18 protein-coding genes are annotated in these 17,026 nt (G+C 70.4%); 13 read left to right on the top strand and 5 right to left on the bottom strand.

The window, feature by feature from the left end; translation table 11 throughout:
* Positions 1 to 37 precede the first annotated feature (37 nt).
* Genes G3I19_RS15715 through G3I19_RS15705 form a run of 3 tightly spaced genes read left to right on the top strand, consistent with a single transcriptional unit; the run spans position 38 to position 2,403 of the window.
* Positions 38 to 1,309, top strand: a complete 1,272-nt coding sequence (locus G3I19_RS15715; protein WP_239074387.1) for a molybdopterin-dependent oxidoreductase — start codon at positions 38 to 40, stop codon at positions 1,307 to 1,309.
* Between the two features lie 2 nt (positions 1,310 to 1,311).
* On the top strand, positions 1,312 to 1,809 hold the full coding sequence (locus G3I19_RS15710) for a hypothetical protein (protein ID WP_164264222.1): 498 nt from the start codon (positions 1,312 to 1,314) through the stop codon (positions 1,807 to 1,809).
* Between the two features lie 45 nt (positions 1,810 to 1,854).
* On the top strand, positions 1,855 to 2,403 hold the full coding sequence (locus G3I19_RS15705) for a GNAT family N-acetyltransferase (protein ID WP_164264220.1): 549 nt from the start codon (positions 1,855 to 1,857) through the stop codon (positions 2,401 to 2,403).
* 150 nt (positions 2,404 to 2,553) lie between these two features.
* Here the strand turns inward: G3I19_RS15705 and G3I19_RS15700 are convergent, their stop codons facing one another.
* Entirely contained in the window at positions 2,554 to 2,814 is a 261-nt protein-coding gene (locus G3I19_RS15700) for a hypothetical protein (protein WP_164264219.1), read from the bottom strand.
* Positions 2,815 to 2,903: 89 nt separating this feature from the next.
* Here G3I19_RS15700 and G3I19_RS15695 point away from each other — a divergent pair, with 89 nt between their 5' ends.
* The 3 genes from G3I19_RS15695 (at position 2,904) to G3I19_RS15685 (ending at position 4,984) form a co-directional block, all read left to right on the top strand.
* Positions 2,904 to 3,650 (top strand): Mut7-C RNAse domain-containing protein, encoded by a 747-nt coding sequence (locus tag G3I19_RS15695; protein WP_164264218.1) that lies wholly within the window; start codon positions 2,904 to 2,906, stop codon positions 3,648 to 3,650.
* Positions 3,651 to 3,700: 50 nt separating this feature from the next.
* The gene (locus tag G3I19_RS15690; RefSeq protein ID WP_164264217.1) at positions 3,701 to 4,036 is read left to right on the top strand and encodes a YnfA family protein; all 336 of its coding nucleotides are present in this window, start codon (positions 3,701 to 3,703) and stop codon (positions 4,034 to 4,036) included.
* A 174-nt stretch (positions 4,037 to 4,210) separates the two neighbouring features.
* The gene (locus G3I19_RS15685; RefSeq protein WP_164264216.1) at positions 4,211 to 4,984 is read left to right on the top strand and encodes an SDR family NAD(P)-dependent oxidoreductase; all 774 of its coding nucleotides are present in this window, start codon (positions 4,211 to 4,213) and stop codon (positions 4,982 to 4,984) included.
* Positions 4,985 to 5,005: 21 nt separating this feature from the next.
* On the opposite strand, the gene G3I19_RS15680 is transcribed toward G3I19_RS15685, so the two are convergent.
* Positions 5,006 to 6,199 carry an RtcB family protein gene (locus G3I19_RS15680; RefSeq protein ID WP_164264215.1) on the bottom strand — a complete coding sequence of 398 codons (1,194 nt, stop codon included), beginning with the start codon at positions 6,197 to 6,199 and terminating at the stop codon, positions 5,006 to 5,008.
* Positions 6,200 to 6,390: 191 nt separating this feature from the next.
* Here G3I19_RS15680 and G3I19_RS15675 point away from each other — a divergent pair, with 191 nt between their 5' ends.
* The 3 genes from G3I19_RS15675 (at position 6,391) to G3I19_RS15665 (ending at position 9,655) form a co-directional block, all read left to right on the top strand.
* Entirely contained in the window at positions 6,391 to 7,233 is an 843-nt protein-coding gene (locus G3I19_RS15675; RefSeq protein WP_343235119.1) for a DUF3558 domain-containing protein, read from the top strand.
* A 75-nt stretch (positions 7,234 to 7,308) separates the two neighbouring features.
* A complete protein-coding gene (locus G3I19_RS15670) occupies positions 7,309 to 8,019 on the top strand; it encodes a DUF3558 domain-containing protein (RefSeq protein WP_164264213.1) in 711 nt (236 codons plus the stop codon).
* A 169-nt stretch (positions 8,020 to 8,188) separates the two neighbouring features.
* Positions 8,189 to 9,655, top strand: a complete 1,467-nt coding sequence (locus G3I19_RS15665) for a DUF2637 domain-containing protein (protein WP_164264212.1) — start codon at positions 8,189 to 8,191, stop codon at positions 9,653 to 9,655.
* Between the two features lie 115 nt (positions 9,656 to 9,770).
* Here G3I19_RS15665 and lysS read toward each other — a convergent pair whose 3' ends face one another.
* On the bottom strand, positions 9,771 to 11,552 hold the full coding sequence (lysS, locus tag G3I19_RS15660) for a lysine--tRNA ligase (RefSeq protein ID WP_343235118.1): 1,782 nt from the start codon (positions 11,550 to 11,552) through the stop codon (positions 9,771 to 9,773).
* A 149-nt stretch (positions 11,553 to 11,701) separates the two neighbouring features.
* Here lysS and argS point away from each other — a divergent pair, with 149 nt between their 5' ends.
* Entirely contained in the window at positions 11,702 to 13,486 is a 1,785-nt protein-coding gene (gene argS, locus G3I19_RS15655; RefSeq protein ID WP_164264210.1) for an arginine--tRNA ligase, read from the top strand.
* A gap of 100 nt (positions 13,487 to 13,586) precedes the next feature.
* Here argS and G3I19_RS15650 read toward each other — a convergent pair whose 3' ends face one another.
* Positions 13,587 to 14,207: a TetR/AcrR family transcriptional regulator gene (locus tag G3I19_RS15650; RefSeq protein WP_164264209.1), complete on the bottom strand. Its 621-nt coding sequence runs from the start codon at positions 14,205 to 14,207 to the stop codon at positions 13,587 to 13,589.
* A gap of 104 nt (positions 14,208 to 14,311) precedes the next feature.
* Here G3I19_RS15650 and G3I19_RS15645 point away from each other — a divergent pair, with 104 nt between their 5' ends.
* Complete coding sequence (locus tag G3I19_RS15645) at positions 14,312 to 15,481, top strand: alpha/beta fold hydrolase (protein WP_164264208.1); 1,170 nt, start codon at positions 14,312 to 14,314, stop codon at positions 15,479 to 15,481.
* Between the two features lie 46 nt (positions 15,482 to 15,527).
* Here the strand turns inward: G3I19_RS15645 and G3I19_RS38100 are convergent, their stop codons facing one another.
* Positions 15,528 to 15,659, bottom strand: coding sequence for a hypothetical protein (locus G3I19_RS38100; protein WP_275402739.1), 132 nt, complete (start codon positions 15,657 to 15,659; stop codon positions 15,528 to 15,530).
* Between the two features lie 75 nt (positions 15,660 to 15,734).
* Between G3I19_RS38100 and G3I19_RS15640 the strand changes: the two genes are divergently transcribed.
* Both G3I19_RS15640 and G3I19_RS15635 read left to right on the top strand, forming a co-directional pair.
* Entirely contained in the window at positions 15,735 to 16,139 is a 405-nt protein-coding gene (locus tag G3I19_RS15640; protein ID WP_164264207.1) for a hypothetical protein, read from the top strand.
* Positions 16,140 to 16,302: 163 nt separating this feature from the next.
* Entirely contained in the window at positions 16,303 to 17,004 is a 702-nt protein-coding gene (locus G3I19_RS15635; protein WP_164264206.1) for a TMEM175 family protein, read from the top strand.
* The last annotated feature ends 22 nt before the right edge of the window (positions 17,005 to 17,026 follow it).

The following is a 17,026-nucleotide window of genomic DNA, read 5'->3' as shown; positions in this document are numbered from 1 at the left end:
CGCGCCGGGCGGCGGGCTGCCCGGCCGCCTGCGGGCCCTGGCCGGCACACCGCCGCCCGGCCCCTTCCGGCCCGCGTTCTGGCGCAGCCCGATCCGCGGCCCCTGGCTGACGGCGGTCCTCGGCCTGGTCCTGCTGTTCGGCGTCACCCTCCTCTTCGTCACCGGACTGCTGTCGTACGCCGCCTACAACCCGGGCCTGGGAGCGCTCAACGACAAGACACCGGACAAAGGGCTGCTGGGCTTCTATCTGTTCACCTGGCCCACCCGCCCCGCCTGGCTCTACCGCCTCACCCAGGGCGTCCACGTCACCCTCGGGATCGTGCTCGTCCCGGTGCTGCTCGCCAAGCTGTGGTCGGTCGTCCCGAAGCTCTTCACCTGGCCGCCCGCGGTCAGCCCCGCCCACGCCCTGGAGCGCCTCTCACTGATCCTGCTGGTCGGCGGCGTCCTCTTCGAGTTCGCCACCGGCGTGCTCAACATCCAGCTCGACTACGTCTTCCCCGGCTCCTTCTACACCCTGCACTTCTACGGCGCCTGGGTGTTCATGGCCGCCTTCGCCGCCCATGTGGTGCTGCGGCTGGGACGGATGTGGCGGGCGGTGCGCTCCCGCACCCTGCGTTCCGTCCTGGCCACCGACACCGCCCACACCACACCGGAACCACCCGATCCGTACGGCCTCGTGGCGCCCGCACCGGCCCGCCCGACCGTCAGCAGACGCGGCGCGCTCGGGCTCGTCGGGGCCGGATCGCTGGCCCTTCTTGTCGTCACCGCGGGCCAGAGCATCGGCGGCTCCCTGCGCCGCACCGCACTGCTCGCCCCGCACAACCGCGACCCCCGTCCCGGCCCCAACGGCTTCCAGATCAACAAGAGCGCGGCGGCCGTCGGTATCAGGGCGTCCGACATCGGCCCCCGCTGGCGCCTGGAGATCCACGGCGAGCAGCGGCGGCTCACCTTCACCCGCGCCCAGTTGCTCGCCCTGCGGCAGCACACGGCGGCGCTGCCGATCGCCTGCGTGGAGGGCTGGTCCACCGACGACCAGAGCTGGTCGGGGCTGCGCCTCGCCGACCTGGCCGCACTCGCCGGGACCCCGCACGCCCGCAGCGTGCTGGTCGAGTCCGTACAGCGCCGGGGCGCCTTCCGCAGCGTGCTCCTGGCCGGCAACCAGCTCCACGACCCGCTCTCGCTGCTCGCCCTGCACGTCAACGGAGCACCGCTCTCCGCCGATCACGGCTACCCCGCCCGCGTCATCGTTCCCGCCAACCCCGGCGTGAACAACACCAAATGGGTCCGCCGCCTCACCTTCCGGACGTGACCATGAGCCTCTTCTCCCGTCGCTACGGCGGCCGGCCCTTCCATCTGCTCGTCATGGCCTGCTGCTTCACGGTCGCCGGGTACGCCGCGGTACGGCTCCTCGTGGGCCGCCCCGTCGCCGTCGCCGTCTGGTTCATCGGCGCCGCGCTCCTGCACGATCTGGTCCTGGTGCCGCTCTACAGCGCCGCGGACCGCACCGCGCGGGCGGCGGCACTCCCCCCGCGCACGCCCCCACCGGCCGGCCTCCGCCGGCTCAACCATCTGCGCGCCCCGGTGGTCCTGTCGCTGCTCCTGCTGCTGGTCTGGTTCCCGCTGATCCTGCGCAGGCCGGCCCCGTACCACCAGGACACCGGGCTCTCGGACAGCGTCTACCTCGACCGCTGGCTGCTGGTCACCGCAGGGCTGTTCGCCGCCTCCGCGCTCACCGCGCTGCTCAACACGGCCCGCCGGCGCCGGGCGCGGCGCCGCTCACCGGCCCACGGCCCTTCCAGCGGGCTCTGACCGATCACATGTCGCACATGTCCCGTCTCGGCCTACAGTCGGCCCATGCGAGACGGAGTGCGGGACGGAGCACGGGACGGAGCACCCGGCGGAGTACTGATCGAGCCGTGGTCGGAGAGCGATCTGCCGCTGCTGCGCCGGATGAACGCGCCGGAGCTGATGAACCACCTGGGCGGCCCCGAGACGGAGGACCAACTGCTCGTACGGCATGAGCAGTACGTCGCCATGAGCGCGGGGAAGGACGGCGCGGGCACGATGTTCCGGGTGGTGGCCGCCGCCACGGGTGAGGCCGTCGGGACCGTCGGGTACTGGGAGCACAGCCGGGACGGGGAGATGATCTACGAGGCCGGGTGGGGTGTGCTGGCGGAACACCAGGGGCGGGGGCTGGCCACCGCCGCCGTACGCGCGGTGCTGGAACGGGCCGGGCGGGAACGGAGGCATCGGTTCGTGCACGCCTTCCCGTCCGTCGACAACCCTCCGTCGAACGCGGTGTGCAGAAAGGCGGGCTTCTCGCTCCTGGGCGCCTGCGACTTCGAGTACCCGCCGGGCCGGGCCATGCGCTGCAACAACTGGCGCGTGGAGCTCACGTTCTGAGGTGCAGGGGATTCCGAGGTCCCGGAGATGACGCGTGGGACGGGTGGCTGGACCGGGCGAGTGGCTGGACCGGTCGGGTGGCTGGACCGGTCGGGTGGCTGGACCGGTCGGGTGGCTCCCGGAAGCAGGCGCCCCCGGGAGCCCGGGCGTTCAGCTGCTGAGGAGCTCGTTGCCGGCCTTCAGCGCGTCACCGCCTGCCTTGGCCGCTCCCTTCACGGCGTGCACCTTCTTGCCGACGCTGTTCCCGACGACACCCTGGGCGATGGGCTTGGCCTGCTCGCCGACGGCGGCCGTGGTCTGGGCCGCGTTGCTGAGCGTGCCCCCGAGGTCACTGGCCTGGGCGGCCGGAGCGAAAGCGGCGAGCAGAGCGGATCCGGCGGCTGCGGTGGTGAGAATTCGACGTACGTTCATGATCGGAGTAACGCGCGGAACCGCCTGAAGGCACGCCCCCGCCCGCGGATCGCCCCGACTGGCCCCGGGCCCGATGACATCCTGACGCGGTGAACGGACCGGAGATCCACCTCGAAGTCGCCCCCGAGCTGCGCCTCTTCCTCTCGCCGGAGCGCCGCCGGCGGCGCACCGCCCTGGCCACCGACGGCTCGTCGGCACTCGGCCACGTCGTCGAGTCGGCCGGCATCCCGCCCACCGAGGCCGGCCGGCTGGTCGTGGACGGCAGGCCCGCGGCGCCCTCGCACATCCCGCGCGCGGGCGAGACCGTCGAGGTGTACGCGGTGGACCGCCCCCAGCAGGTGCCGGGCGCCCCGCTCCGTTTCCTGCTCGACGTCCATCTCGGCACGCTGGCACGGCGGTTGCGGCTGCTCGGTGTGGACACCGCGTACTTCAGCGAGGACATCGGGGACCCCGCGCTCGCCAGGTACTCGGCGGAACACCGGCGTGTGCTGCTGTCCAGGGACCGGGGGCTGCTGCGGCGGCGCGAGCTCTGGGCCGGGGCGTACGTCTACAGCGACCGGCCCGACGAGCAACTCCGCGACGTACTGGGCAGGTTCGCCCCCGGCCTCGCGCCGTGGACACGGTGCACCGCCTGCAACGGCGAGCTGGTCCCGGCCTCCAAGGAGAGTGTGCCCGGCCGGATCGAGGACGGCACCGAGCGCACCCACGACGTCTTCGCCCAGTGCGTGGCGTGCGAGCGGGTGTACTGGCGCGGCGCACACCACCACCGCCTGGAGGCGATCGTGGCGGACGCGCTGCGCGAGTTCGGCCCGGCCCCCCGGCCCACGGACGGCTGACCCGCCGCCGCACCGAGGGGCCCCGGGCCCGGCCGTGCCAGGCTGTCGCCATGCTGATCGTCCGCTCCGCCGCCCTCTTCGTCCTCGCCGCGCTCTTCGAGATCGGCGGCGCGTGGCTCGTCTGGCAGGGCGTACGGGAGAACAAGGGCTGGATCTGGATCGGCGGCGGCGTCATCGCGCTCGGCATCTACGGCTTCGTCGCGACGCTCCAGCCCGACGGCCAGTTCGGCCGGATCCTCGCCGCGTACGGCGGGGTCTTCGTCGCCGGATCGATCGTCTGGGGCATGGTCGCCGACGGCTACCGGCCGGACCGCTGGGATGTGACGGGCGCACTGATCTGTCTGGCCGGGATGGCCGTGATCATGTACGCACCACGCGGCCACTGAGCCCGGGCATATCCTGGCAGCGCACCCCGTGCCGAAAGTACTGCACGTACCGAACGTACGACCGCACAGACGCAACCGACCACACCGACACAACCGACCGAACCCGGCCGAATCCGACCGAACCGGCCGCCCGGCCACCCCGGCCGCACCGGCCGCCCCCCGAGGAGCCCCGTCATGACCGCCGCGCCCGCAGCCACCAACCGCATCGCTGTCGTCACCGGAGCGAGCAGCGGCATCGGAGCAGCCACCGCACGGCAGCTCGCAGCGGCCGGCTACCGGGTCGTGCTCACCGCACGCCGCAAGGACCGCATCGAGGCGGTGGCGGCCGAGATCAACGCGGCGGGCCACCAGGCCACGGCGTACGCCCTGGACGTCACCGACCGCGCGGCCGTCGAGGAGTTCGCCACCGCGTTCCCCACCATCGGCGTCCTGGTCAACAACGCGGGCGGCGCACTCGGCGCGGACCCGGTCGCCACCGGCGACCCGGCGGACTGGCGCCAGATGTACGAGACCAACGTCATCGGCACGCTCAACCTCACCCAGACCCTGCTCCCCGCCCTGACCGCGAGCGGCGACGGCACGGTCGTGATCGTCTCGTCCACGGCGGGCCACGGGGCGTACGAGGGCGGCGGTGGCTATGTGGCCGCGAAGAACGGCGCCCGCGTCCTGGCCGAGACGCTCCGCCTGGAGATCGTCGGCCAACCGGTCCGGGTGATCGAGATCGCCCCCGGCATGGTCAGGACCGAGGAGTTCGCCACGACCCGCTTCGGCGGCGACGAGGAGAAGGCCGCCAAGGTCTACGCGGGCGTGGCCGACCCCCTGGTCGCGGACGACGTGGCGGAGGCGATCACCTGGACGGTGACCCGCCCCAGCCACGTCAACATCGACCTCCTGGTGGTCCGCCCCCGCGCCCAGGCGTCCAACACCAAGGTCCACCGGGAGCTGTGACCCGGGCCGCCCGTTCGCGGGTCAGCCCTTCACACACACGATCTGCTTGATCTTGGCGACGACCTCGACCAGATCGCGCTGCCGGTCGATGACCTGCTCGATCGGCTTGTACGCACCCGGAATCTCGTCCAGTACGCCGGAGTCCTTACGGCACTCCACGCCACGTGTCTGCTCCACGAGGTCCTGAGTGGAGAACCGCCTCTTGGCGGCGTTACGGCTCATCCGTCGGCCCGCTCCGTGCGAGGCGGAGTTGAACGCCTTCTCGTTGCCGAGGCCCTTCACGATGTACGAACCCGTGCCCATCGAGCCGGGGATGATCCCGTAGTCACCGGATCCGGCACGGATGGCGCCCTTCCGGGTGACCAGCAGGTCCATGCCCTCATACCGCTCCTCGGACACGTAGTTGTGATGGCAGCTGATGACCGGGTCGAAGGTCACCCGGGCCTTCTTGAACTCCTTCCGGACCACGTCCTGGAAGAGGCTCATCATGATGGCCCGGTTGTACGTCGCGTACTCCTGCGCCCAGAACAGGTCGTTCCGGTACGCCCCCATCTGCGGGGTGTCGGCGATGAACACGGCCAGGTCCCGGTCCACCAGGCCCTGGTTGTGCGGGAGCTGCTGCGCGACGCCGATGTGGTGGTCGGCCAGCTCCTTGCCGATGTTCCTGGAGCCCGAGTGCAGCATCAGCCAGACCGAATCCGACTCATCGAGACAGAACTCGATGAAGTGATTCCCGGATCCGAGCGAACCCATCTGCTTCGCAGCCCGACCCTGACGGAATTTGACCGCTTCGGCGACCCCGTCGAACCGCGCCCAGAAGTCGTCCCACCCGGCCGTCGGGAAGCCGTGCATACGGCCCGGCTCCACCGGGTCGTCGTGCATGCCGCGGCCCACCGGAATCGCCGCTTCGATCCTGGAGCGCAGTCGCGACAGATCACCCGGCAGATCGTTCGCCGTCAGTGACGTCTTCACCGCCGACATTCCGCAGCCGATGTCCACGCCGACCGCCGCCGGGCAGACCGCCCCGTGCATCGCGATCACCGAGCCGACCGTCGCGCCCTTGCCGTAGTGCACGTCCGGCATGACGGCGAGGCCCTTGATCCAGGGCAGCGTGGCGACGTTCCGCAGCTGCTGCATCGCCCCGTCCTCGACCGAGGCCGGGTCGGCCCACATCCGGATGGGGACCTTCGCACCCGGCACTTCTACATACGACATAACTCCTCATTCCCCCGAACGGCCTGAATAAGAAAAACACGCATCAGGATCCGCAAAAACGACAGCGGACCGGCATGTACACCAGTGCGTGCGATAGACATTGTGTCCGGTCACCGTCAGCAGGCGGTATCCGTTTTCCGTTCCGAAGGGAGCCTCGGACAGTGCAGCGAAGGGCTTACGTTCCCGGCTTGGTGCTGCTCGCAGCGCTCGTCACCGGCTGCACGACCGGTTCCGGGACCGATGGTTCCACCGCCGACGCGAAGCCCGGCGAGACCACCCCCGCCGCGGCGCCCGGCAAGTACTCCACCCTGCCGGAGCCCTGCCGCGCCGCCGATCAGGGCGTACTGAAGGACATGTTCCCGGAGATCGCCGACCTGCCGAAGGACCAGCAGGAGCAGGCGTACGCGGGCACGCCCGAGGCCACCTTCGACACCGACCGCCAGGTGGGCTGCCGGTGGAAGGCCGACTCACCCGCGGACGCGCACCGGCTGCGTATCCGGATGGAACGCGTCGTGAGTTACGACACCACTGTCAGCGACGACGACCAGGCCAAGACCCTGTACGCCCAGAAGCTGACCGCCGCCGGTCTGCCCGCTGACGACTCCCCCTCCATGACCCCGGCCGCCGGCACGGACGACGGCACCACCCGGTCCCCCGGGGCGAGCGACACACCGGCCGACGGACAGGACGAAGGGCAGAACGGAGGACAGGACGAGGGACAGGACGGCGGCAGTGACGGCGGCACGCAGGACGGCGGCAAGAGCGACTCCGGCGCCGGGCAGCCATCGGCCGACCTCCAGTCGCGGACCCTCAGCGGTCTCGGCAGCGCCGCCTTCCTCGCCGACGTCCCGGCCAAGGCGGGCACCGCGTCGTCGCAGCACACCGTCCGGGTGGTCTTCCGCGCCTCGAACGTCCTCGTGACCGTGGAGTACAGCGAGGAGCCCGCCGAGGCCGGCACTCCCCCCGACACCAAGACCTTGCAGGACAAGACGCAGGCCATGGCCCACAAACTCGCCGACCAGATCGGTGAATAGTCCACCGTCCGGCGCCCCCGGCGTACCGTGGCGGCCCGGACCGTACGACCCGTACGACAGATGAGCGAAGGAACCATGCACCGATCAGCCCCGCGACTCACCCGCCTTCTCGCCTGTGCAGCCGTCCCCGTGATGCTCGTCGTCGCAGGCTGCTCGTCCGACTCCGGCTCCGGCGGCAAGAAGAGTTCGAGCTCCTCCGCGCCCAGCGCTTCTGCGTCCCCGACCGTCGCGAAGGCGGTGTACGCCAAGCTGCCCGACGCCTGCAAGTCGGTCCCGGCGAAGACCGTCTCGGACCTGGTCCCCAAGGCGAAGGACAAGTCGGGCACCGAGGTCAAGTCGACCGACCTGTCGGCCCGCGCCGGCTGTTCGTGGAACGGTCTGGAGAGCAAGGGCACCAAGGGCTCCCAGTACCGCTGGCTCTCCGTGTCGTATCTGCGTTTCGGCTCCGACAGCGTCCTCGGCAGCGGCCAGAAGCGCGCCCAGGACCAGTACACCAAGGCCGTGGCCGACGCGAAGGCGACGGACGGCGCGAAGAGTGTCAAGACGGTGACCACACCGGGCATCGGCAACGAGGCGACGACGGTCACCTACGAACAGCGCAAGACCGACGCGGACTTCGTCTACGCCGTGGTCATCACGCGTTCGGAGAACGTCATCACCACCGTCAACCACAACGGCGCCGGCTACGAGGGCCTCAAGTCCCCGTCGGCCGCCGACATGACGAAGGGCGCGCAGACCGCGGCCAAGGCGGCCGTGGCCTCGGTGGCCACCGCCAACAAGAAGTAGCGAGCACGGCCGGCGGCTTCAACGGGCCGCCCCCGCAGGCGCCTTCGGGCGCCCGCCTCCGGAGCCCGGTCCCCCCTCGGGGCCGGGCTCCGGGCGTACCCGCGCAACGCCGTCCGTACACATGTGCCAGGCTGTGCCCGCCGGATGTCGAATTCAGGAGGGTCCGCGGGTGGCCGCGATGCAGCTGACACGCACGCACCGGATACTCATCGCGCTCGTGGTGGCGGGCGCGGTGATCATCGCCGGGATCGGTTTCGTGGGTTCCTACGCGGCCGTGCGCGAACTCGCCATGGAGAAGGGCTTCGGCTCCTTCTCTACGGTCTTCCCGATCGGTATCGACGCGGGGATCTGTGTGCTGCTCGCACTGGATCTGCTGCTGACCTGGATCCGTATCCCGTTCCCGCTGCTGCGCCAGACGGCGTGGCTGCTGACGGCGGCGACGATCGCCTTCAACGGCGCCGCTGCCTGGCCCGACCCGCTGGGCACCGGGATGCACGCGGTGATCCCGGTGCTGTTCGTGGTCTGCGTCGAGGCGGCGCGCCACGCGGTGGGCCGGATCGCCGACATCACGGCCGACAAGCACATGGAGGGCGTGCGCCTCACCCGCTGGCTGCTCTCGCCGGTGCCGACCTTTCTGCTGTGGCGCCGGATGAAGCTGTGGGAGCTGCGCAGGTACGACGAGGTCATCAAGCTCGAACAGGACCGGCTGATCTACCAGGCGCGGCTCCAGGCCAGGTTCGGCCGCGCGTGGCGGCGCAAGGCGCCGATCGAGTCGCTGATGCCGCTGCGGCTCGCCCGGTACGGGGTGCCGCTCGCGGAGACGGCCCCGTCCGGGCTGGCGGCCGCCGGTATTGAGCCGGTTCTGCTGCCTCCGGTGCCGGCCCTGGAAGCGGGGACCGGGGCCGTGGGCCCCGTCGGCCAGACCGGTCCCGCCGGTCAGGAACAGACGCAGGGGAACGAGCAGGCCCGGGCCCAGGAGCAGCGCCAGGAACAGCAACAGGAGCCGCCGCCCACGCACGAGTCCCCCTGGTTCGCCGCGCCGCAGGTCTCGCAGGAGGCGTACACGGGCACTTACGACCCGGCGTACGAGCCCGCGTACGAGCAGCAGCAGTACGAGCAGCAGTACGCCGGCCCGTACCCGCCGGAGCAGGGGTACGAGGCGGAGTACCAGCAGGGATACGAGCCGGGATACGACGAGGCGCAGTACGGCGAGGCGCAGTACGACGAGCCGCACACCCCGCAGGTCATGGTCCCCACCGGAGCGGGCGGCTCGCGCCCCCTCGGCGGTGTGATCCCCGCACCGCGCACCGCTGAGCAGCCCGTCGACCGTACCGGCGAGAGCGACGAGAACGCCGAGCACACCGAGAGCGCCGACGCCGCCGGTGCGGACAGCCCGGAGGTGCAGGGCCTGCCGGATGACGTGCCCCGTGAGGACGCGTACTTCGGGGCCTACCGGAAGTTCATCAGCGAGAACAACGAGGTCCCGACGGTGCGCCAGTTCGGCCGTTACCTGAAGGACCTGTACGGCGTCACGGGCCGCAACAGCGAGACCCTGAGCGACAGTTCGCTCCGCCCGTACCTGGCCCGCTTCCAGCAGCGGTACGCCGAGGAGCTGGACGCGGAGCACATCGCGTAACCGGCCGGAAGCCACAGGACACAGCAGAGACAGCGGAGACAGCGGAGACAGCAGAAGGGCCGCCGCCCCGGGAGGACCCGGGGCGGCGGCCCTTCTGCGTACCGGTCGCGGCCGGTCAGGCCGCGAGCAGCTTGCGTACCCGGTCGGCGCCGACGGCGAGCAGCAGCGTGGGCAGCCGCGGCCCGGTGTCGCGGCCGACCAGCAGCTGGTAGAGCAGCGCGAAGAAGGTGCGCTGGGCGACCTTCAGTTCCGGGGTGGGCTTGGCGTCAGGCGCGAAGCCGGCCTGGACCTTCGGTACGCCGTAGACGAGCGTCGTCAGGCCGTCGAGCGACCAGTGCGTGTCGAGACCTTCGATGAGCAGCCGCAGTGACTCGCGGTCCTGGTCGCCGAGGGCGGCCAGGGTCTCGGTGTCCGGCTCCGCGCGCACCAGGGTGCGCTGCTCGGCCGGGACCTGGGTGGTGATCCAGTTCTCGGCGCGGTCGAGCCGGGGCCGTACGTCGTCGAGCGAGGCGATCGGGTTCTCCGGGTCCAGTTCGCTGAGGATGCGCAGCGTCTGGTCCTCGGCCCCGGCCGTGATGTCCGCGACGGACGCCAGGGTGCGGTACGGCAACGGGCGCGGGGTGCGCGGGAGTTCACGCTCCGCCGTGCGGGCGGCGCGGGAGTGCGCGGCGGCGTCGGCGGGCAGCGCCGAGCCGTCGGCGACCTTGGACTCCAGCTTGTCCCACTCGTCGTAGAGCCGCTGGATCTCCTGGTCGAAGGCGATCTTGAAGGACTGGTTGGGCCTGCGCCGCGCGTACAGCCAGCGCAGCAGCGGCGCCTCCATGATCTTCAGCGCGTCGGCCGGGGTAGGCACGCCGCCCTTGGACGACGACATCTTGGCCATGCCGCTGATGCCGACGAAGGCGTACATCGGGCCGATCGGCTGCACGCCGTCGAAGATCTCGCGGACGATCTGTCCGCCGACGACGAAGGAGGAACCGGGCGAGGAGTGGTCGACGCCGCTGGGCTCGAAGACGACGCCCTCGTAGGCCCAGCGCATCGGCCAGTCGACCTTCCAGACCAGCTTTCCGCGGTTGAACTCGCTGAGCCGGACGGTCTCGGCGTGTCCGCACGCGGTGCAGGTGTAGGCCAGCTCGGTCGTCTCGTCGTCGTAGGAGGTGACCGTGGTGAGGTCCTTCTCGCACACCGCGCAGTAGGGCTTGTAGGGGTAGTAGCCGGTGGCGCTGCTGCTGCCGTCGTCCTCGTCGGCTGCGCCTGATCCCTCGGCGGCCTCGATCTCGGCCTCGTCGAGCGGCTTCTGCCCCTGCTTCTGCTTGCCGCCGGCCGGGCCCTGCTTCGCGGGGTCCTTCTTGGTGCGGTACCGGTCGAGGATGGCGTCGATGTCGGCGCGGTGCTTCATCGCGTGCAGGATCTGCTCGCGGTAGGTGCCCGCCAGATACTGCTCGGTCTGGCTGATCGGGTCGTACTCCACGCCCAGCTCGGCCAGCGCCTCGACCATGGCGGCCTTGAAGTGCTCGGCCCAGTTCGGGTACGCGGACCCGGCCGGGGCGGGCACCGACGTGAGGGGCTTGCCGATGTGCTCGGCCCAGGACGCGTCGATGCCGGGGACGCCGTTCGGCACCTTGCGGTACCGGTCGTAGTCGTCCCAGGAGATGAGGTGACGCACCGGGTACCCGCGGCGCCTGATCTCGTCGGCGACCAGGTGCGGGGTCATCACCTCGCGCAGGTTGCCCAGGTGGATCGGGCCCGAGGGGGACAGACCGGAGGCGACGACGACCACCGGTGCGTCAGTGCCAGAGTGTTTCGCGCCCGCGGCACGGCGCTCCGATTCGGCGATGACATCGTCCGCGAAACGGGAGACCCAGTCGGTCTCGGTGCTCTGAGCCACGATCGGCACGTCCTTCTTTCTCGTACGCCTTCGGATCAAGGGCGACTGCCATTCTCCCAGGTCCCTCCGGGAGAGCGAAAACGGCTTTCCGCGCGGTGGGACGGCCATGGGATACTTGGGCCGATCCCTTGTACCTCTATGGAAACGGCAGCGGCCCCATGCCTGAGCCAGTCTCGGTCAATTCCCTCGCTTCGACGCTTCAGCAGCACCTCTCGGACGCCCTGACGGCAGCTCTGCCCGATGCCGGTACCGCGGACCCGCTGCTGCGCCGGAGCGACCGGGCCGACTTCCAGGCCAACGGGATCCTGGCCCTGGCGAAGAAGCTGAAGGGCAATCCGCGCGAGCTTGCGGCCACGGTCACGGCGGCGCTCCCGGCCAATGACCTGATCAAGGAGATCGAGGTCTCGGGCCCCGGCTTCCTGAACATCACGCTGACCGACCGGGCGATCACCGAGACCCTCGCGGCGCGCGCCGCCGACACGCGGCTCGGTGTGCCGTACGCCGCGCGGGCCGGCACGACGGTCATCGACTACGCCCAGCCGAACGTGGCGAAGGAGATGCACGTCGGGCATCTGCGGTCGGCCGTGATCGGCGACGCGATGGCGAAGATCATGGAGTTCGGCGGCGAGACGGTGATCCGCCGCCACCACATCGGGGACTGGGGCACCCAGTACGGGATGCTCATCCAGTATCTGATGGAGCACCCGCACGAGCTGGACCACGAGGGCGCCGAGGAGGACGGCGAGGCCGCCATGTCCTCGCTCGACCGGCTGTACAAGGCGTCGCGTGCGGTCTTCGACTCCGACGAGGCGTTCAAGGCGCGCGCCCGGGACCGGGTGGTGGCCCTCCAGGCCGGTGACCCGGAGACGCTGGCGCACTGGCAGCGGTTCGTGGACGAGTCGAAGATCTACTTCTACTCGGTCTTCAACAAGCTGGACATGGAGATCGAGGACGCGGACATCGTCGGCGAGTCCGGCTACAACGACATGCTGGAGGAGACCTGCCGGCTCCTGGAGGAGTCGGGTGTCGCGGTCAGGTCCGAGGGCGCGCTCTGTGTGTTCTTCGACGATGTGAAGGGCCCGGACGGCAACCAGGTCCCACTCATCGTGAAGAAGACGAACGGCGGCTACGGCTACGCGGCCACCGACCTCTCGGCGATCCGCAACCGGGTGCAGGACCTCAAGGCGAACGCCCTGCTGTACGTGGTGGACGTCCGGCAGTCGCTGCACTTCAAGATGGTCTTCGAGACGGCCCGCCGGGCGGGCTGGCTGGACACGGGCGCCGGTGAGGCGAAGCCCGTACAGCTGGCGTTCGGCACGGTGCTCGGCAAGGACGGCAAGCCGTTCAAGACCCGGGCGGGCGAGTCGGTGCGTCTGGTGGACCTCCTGGACGAGGCGGTCGAGCGCGCGACGGCCGTGGTACGGGAGAAGAACAACGAGAAGGTCGGGCTCACCGAGGCCGAGATCGTCGAGAACGGTGCGCAGATCGGCATCGGCGCGGTCAAGTACGCGGACCTGTCCACGTCGGCGGCGCGCGACTACAAGTTCGACCTGGACCAGATGGTGTCCCTGAACGGCGACACCAGCGTGTACATCCAGTACGCGTACGCCCGTATCCAGTCGATCCTGCGGCTGTCGGGCGAGGCGAAGCCGGCCGCGCACCCGGAGCTGGAGCTGGCACCGGCCGAGCGTGCGCTGGGGCTGCACCTGGACCAGTTCGCCGAGGTACTCGCCGAGGTCGCCACCGCGTACGAGCCGCACAAGCTGGCCGCTTACCTCTACCAGCTCGCCTCGCACTACACGACGTTCTACGCCGAGTGCCCGGTCCTCAAGGCCGCGACCCCGGAGCAGGTGGAGAACCGGCTGTTCCTGTGCGAGCTGACCGCCCGCACCCTGCACCAGGGTCTCGCGCTGCTGGGCATCCGGACGCCCGAGCGGCTGTAGGGCGCAGAGCCCTCCGGGGCTCCGGGACTCCAGGGCTCCAGGGCTCCAGGTCGTGTCTGAATCACCGATCCTGGGGCTCCGGGACCCCGCAACAGCATGATCAGTGGTCGGGCGCTCCCGGGCGGACGGCCTCTTTCAGCCCGGCTTCGATCACCCGGGTGAGGGTGTCCAGGTACGCGTCACCGCTGTCGCCGTCCATGATCAGCATGCGGAAGCCCAGCGGCGCGATCAGCAGGTCCGCGGCCAGTTCCAGGTCCAGCGAGGCCGGGAGCTCGCCCCGGTCGATCGCCGTCCGCAACAGGGCGTGCACCACGGCACGGCGCGGTGCCGCCACGCTGGTGTGCACCACGTCAGCGAGCGTGCTCACACGGCGGCTCTCGGCGAGCAGTCCGGGGCCGATGCCGCTGACCACCGGGTCGGCCAGTTGGCTCCGGAGGGTGTCGAGGAACTCGCGCAGGTCGGTGCTCAGGGCTCCGGTGGCCGGAGTCGGCGGCAGCGCGTACTCCACTGCCTCCCGTACGAGTTCGGTCAGCATCTCCTCTTTCGATGCCCAGCGCCGGTACAGCGCGGCCTTGCCCACACCGGCCCGCCGCGCGATCGCCTCCATGGACATCCGCTCGTAGCCGGTCTCGGCGAGCTCGGCGAAGGTCGCCTCCGTGATGGCCTCGGTCACCTGCTGCCGCAGGGCCGCGCCGCCTGTTGCCCTGCGTTCTGTCGCCATCCGGCCAGCATAAAGGAGCGGAACGGGTGCGTTCCGTTCGGTGATGGGTTAGCGTGGACAGCGAACGGAACGACACCGTTCCGTTCCGAATGGAGGGGCCGACCATGAAATTCCTTTACGACGACGAGTCCTTCTCCTTCGAGGCGCTGCGGGCCGCCGGTTACGCCACGTACGGGGGCGCCGAGCTCGGCGAGGTCCTGGTGACCTGCCGGCGGATTCCCGAGGGGGACGAAGAGGCGTGGTCGCACCAGTGGGCCGCGACGGCGGCGCGGGTCGAGCGCATCGGCCGGGACGCGCTGGCCGCCGGACACCGGGTGAGTGCGCGGGAGGCGCTGCTGCGGGCCTCGAACTACTACCGGACCGCCGACTTCTACCGGCGGGCGGACCCGGCGAACGACACCGAGTCCGCGCGGCTGGCGAGGGCGTCCCAGCAGACCTTCGCGGACGCCGCCGCCCTGCTCGACATCCCGGCCCGCGCCGTGCGCATCCCGTACGAGGGAACCACCCTGCCGGGCTACCTGTTCCTCGCCGACGAGTCGGGCGTGCCCCGCCCGACCGTGCTCTATCACGGCGGTTACGACTCCACTCTCGAAGAGGGCTATCTCGCCCTGGCCGCAGGGGCGTTGCGGCGCGGCTACCACGTCCTCGTCCTCGACGGGCCCGGCCAGGGAAGCACCGTGCGCGAGCAGGGCCTGCACTTCCGGCCCGACTGGGAGGCCGTGGTCACCCCCGCAGTCGAGTTCGCGCTCACCCGGCCGGAGGTGGACACGGACCGGATCGCGCTCATCGGCACCAGCCTCGGCGGGTATCTCGCCGCACGGGCGGTCGCTTTCGAGCACCGCATCGCCGCATGCGTCCTGCACGACGGGGTCTACGACGTCCATGCCACGTTCGACGCGGTCACCCGGGCCGCGGCGGACGTCCCCGGCGGCCTGGACACCGTGATGGCGCAGAGCGTGTCGGCGCGCTGGCTGGTCCACAACGGCCTGTGGACCCTCGGGGTTCCCGGCGTCGACGAACTGGTCGAGGCGTTCCGCGCCTACACACTGGAGGGGGTCGCAGAGCGGGTCACCTGTCCGACGCTCGTTCTTGAGGCGGAGAACGACCAGTTCTTCGCCGGTCAGCCGCAGCGCGTCCTCTCCGCGCTGACCTGCCCGAAGGAACTGATCTCCTTCCGCGAGGAAGAGGGCGGCGGCGAGCACTGCCACGAAGGCGCGGTCGCCCTGTGGCACCAGCGCGCGTTCGACTGGCTGGACACCGTGTTCGCCGGGTGAGCGCCCTGCGGATCCGCCGGGTGAACCACCGTATGAGGCACGGGAGTTACAGTACGTCGTCCACCAGGTACTCGTTGCGCGCGCCGGACGCGGCCGCGTCCGGCGTGAGCCCGGCACTCACGTCGTCGGCGATCAGCGGCGTCGTGGGATCGATCGTGCCGGAACAGCGACCTCTCATCTCGGTCCGGACAACGAAAGACGCAAGCACAAGCACAGGCACGAACACAGGCACAGGCACAGGAGGTACTGCGGCATGTCCCCGTCCCTGCTCACCGTCGGGCTTGATCCCGCGCTGGTGGACGACGCACCCTCGACGCGGGCGGCGTTCCCCGAGGTCGACGCCGAAACGGTCCGGGCCGGCGTGGCCGCCGAGCGGGCCCGGCTGGAGGAACTCGGCTTCACTGTCGACCTCTGCCTGCTCGACTACGGCCGCACGGCCGAGGCGGTCTACCGCGCCGCACTGTCCGGGAAGGACTACGACCTCGTGGTGATCGGGGCCGGCGTCCGGCTGGACCCGGCACTGACCCCGCTCTTCGAGGTCCTGGTCGACGCCACCCACGAGTTGGCGCCCGGTGCGAAGCTCTGTTTCAACGTGAGCCCGTCGACAACCGTCGAGGCCGTCCAGCGGTGGTGGCCCGAACGCAAGCCACTAGGCTAGTACTTGGCCCAGACCTACCCATCAGTGCTGGTCGAGGACTTGGGTGTCGAAAGTGCAGCGCCGCTGTCGCGAGGGGGCGGAATCCGCCCGGAATCGTCGGAACGTCCACGGCGGGCGGAGCCCGGTAGCGGCGGCAGGCAAAACAAGGGAGAGGTGCACACGCATGGGTGTCAGTGACGTCGTCGACGAGAAGGGCACAGGAGGAGGCGGCCCGGCAGAGGCGCCGGTTCCCACATCCGACGGGAACGGGGGAGGCGTCTCGGGGGAGCGCCTGGTGCTCTTCACCGACGCGGTGACCGCGATCTCCATCACCCTGCTGATCCTGCCGCTGGTGGACCTCGTCCCGGAAGTCGCGTCCGCCCACAAGCCCGCCAGCGAAGTGATCACCGGTCACCTCACCCAGATCTGGAGCTTCCTGCTCAGCTTCGCGGTCATCGCGAACATCTGGCGGGAACACCACCGGGCCTTCTCAACGGTCAAGACGGCCTCCCGCTCCCTGACGGTATGGAACATGGGGTGGCTGCTCTCCGTCGTCGTCATCCCCCTCCCGACAGAGATGATCGGCGCCTTCGGCGGCCACGACCGGTTCGTCGGAGCCTTCTACTACGCGGCCCTCCTGGCCGGCATGGTGTGCCGACTGGCCATGCTCAGCATCCTGAAGAACAACCCGGGGATGGTCGAGGAGGACAGCGAAGAGACCCGCCAAAAGACCGCGGGCCTGTACGCCGACAGCTTCATCAACGTCCTCGCCGTGGTCATCGCGTTCGCCATCGCGCTCGCCGTGCCCGTGCTGCAGTACTACAGCCTTCTGCTGCTGGTCGTGGCAGGCCGGGTGCGCTTCATGCGACGGCGCACCACTCACTGACCGCTGGAACGCCCGGCGCGTG

The sequence above is a fragment of the Streptomyces sp. SID10853 genome (assembly GCF_010548145.1).
Classification (GTDB): Bacteria; Actinomycetota; Actinomycetes; order Streptomycetales; family Streptomycetaceae; genus Streptomyces.
This window is presented reverse-complemented; position numbering and strand designations above follow the sequence as displayed.